This window comes from Corynebacterium sp. HMSC28B08, assembly GCF_001806865.1.
Lineage (GTDB): Bacteria > Actinomycetota > Actinomycetes > Mycobacteriales > Mycobacteriaceae > Corynebacterium > Corynebacterium auriscanis.
In genome coordinates, this window is the sequence record NZ_KV786173.1 from 1 (window position 1) to 1,434 (window position 1,434).

Annotated in this window: 2 protein-coding genes and 1 pseudogene; 2 read left to right on the forward strand and 1 reads right to left on the reverse strand. The window is 51.0% G+C overall.

What is annotated here, in order from left to right:
- A pseudogene (locus tag HMPREF3098_RS11705) lies at positions 1-289 on the reverse strand (hypothetical protein); the annotation flags it as partial.
- 443 nt (positions 290-732) lie between these two features.
- Here HMPREF3098_RS11705 and HMPREF3098_RS08010 point away from each other — a divergent pair.
- Together HMPREF3098_RS08010 and HMPREF3098_RS12100 are read left to right on the forward strand one after the other, a co-directional pair.
- Positions 733-1,062: a hypothetical protein gene (locus HMPREF3098_RS08010; protein ID WP_083284348.1), complete on the forward strand. Its 330-nt coding sequence runs from the start codon at positions 733-735 to the stop codon at positions 1,060-1,062.
- An 88-nt stretch (positions 1,063-1,150) separates the two neighbouring features.
- Complete coding sequence (locus HMPREF3098_RS12100; RefSeq protein WP_168156006.1) at positions 1,151-1,351, forward strand: integrase core domain-containing protein; 201 nt, start codon at positions 1,151-1,153, stop codon at positions 1,349-1,351.
- Positions 1,352-1,434: the final 83 nt, after the last annotated feature.

Here is a 1,434-nt window from a genome sequence, read left to right on the forward strand (position 1 = left end):
TACCGCTTCGGGTAGGAACACCGAACTTCAGTGGTGCGTCTCTCCACCACGCGTAGTACTTATACTTCAATGTACTTTCATGCTTGATTGACTCCACCGGCTGACTACATTCAGTCTTTGGCTTAAAACCGATGATCTCTGCGTCGCCATCGCCCGTCTTCGTTCTAACGTGAACATTACGTGGATACAAGGTGCACGGTCCGTATTTCTCTTCAATCGCGTAGGGTTGGAATCCATTGCTGCGCTGGTCGAGAATCCGCTGTGCTTCTTCTGGAGTTCGTGACTTCACATACCGCACAGCTACTCCCGATAAATCCTCGGGCCCCTGCGCACTACCGACAGGCGCTGCTGCCACCTGTGGGGCTGTGGCTAGACACACCCCTAGCGCAGCCACCCAGATTGTGGTGAAAACCTTTCGCCTTCTCAAACCTCACTCCTCTTGTTGAGTCATGGAACATACATCCCCTTACGAATATGACAGTCGCACATTATTACGATCACCACATCCCCAATACCACATGAAATACATCACACATATGGGCCCAAAACTGCTCTAACTCGTCAAACACGACATGGTATATCGGCGAGTTGGAAATGATGGCAAGATGCCCACCGCACGAAAGAAAGATAACGTCAAATTGGATTTTTTCGTAATCTCGCACACGCACTAAAGTTGAACGTATTTATTGGCACCAATGAAGTGCCCTAGTTTGTTAGGTCTAGGTGACTTGAGTGTTGCCGATTGAACTCACTGCCTGCGGGTGGGGAGAATGGGGCAATGGTGAAGAGTTCAACAAACACACTCTCGAACAGATTGTTCGCAAGCTCGACGCAGCATGTGTATTGAAAAAATCACGGGCGGCAACGGCTAGGATCCTTACTGAACTGTGGATTAGCGAAACGACTCTGAACCGATGGCAGGCAACGCACGGGTCGAAGACGAAGAGTGATGCCAAAGAACTGCAACGACTTCATGACGAAAACGCGCGTTTGAAGCGTTTGTTGGCCCACGCAGAGCGGGAGAAAGCAGACTGGAAAGAAGTATCAGAGGGAAGCTTCTAAGCCCAGCTCGCCGCCATGATGCCGTCTGGCATCTGGTCGGGCTGAGCCATTCCCAACGGCGCGTCTGCCAGATTGTCGGGCTGTCACATTGTTCCTACCAGCGTGCCAGAGACCAGACGAACTGTTAAAAGATAACAGCACCGACAGCCCTGATCATGCCCGACTACTCGTAGGACAATGGTCACGGCGCTACAATAAGTTACATCCGCATTCCTCGCTGTGCTACCTCAGCCTGCGGCAATATGCGGAGCAATCGAGACAAAGAGAACACGGTCTACGCTTAGAATGACTGAACCCAATTCTTATGCCACTCCAGGTGCACAAGGTATTGGCGAAATCTATCTAACCACCGGATGGACGGTGAAAGAGTCC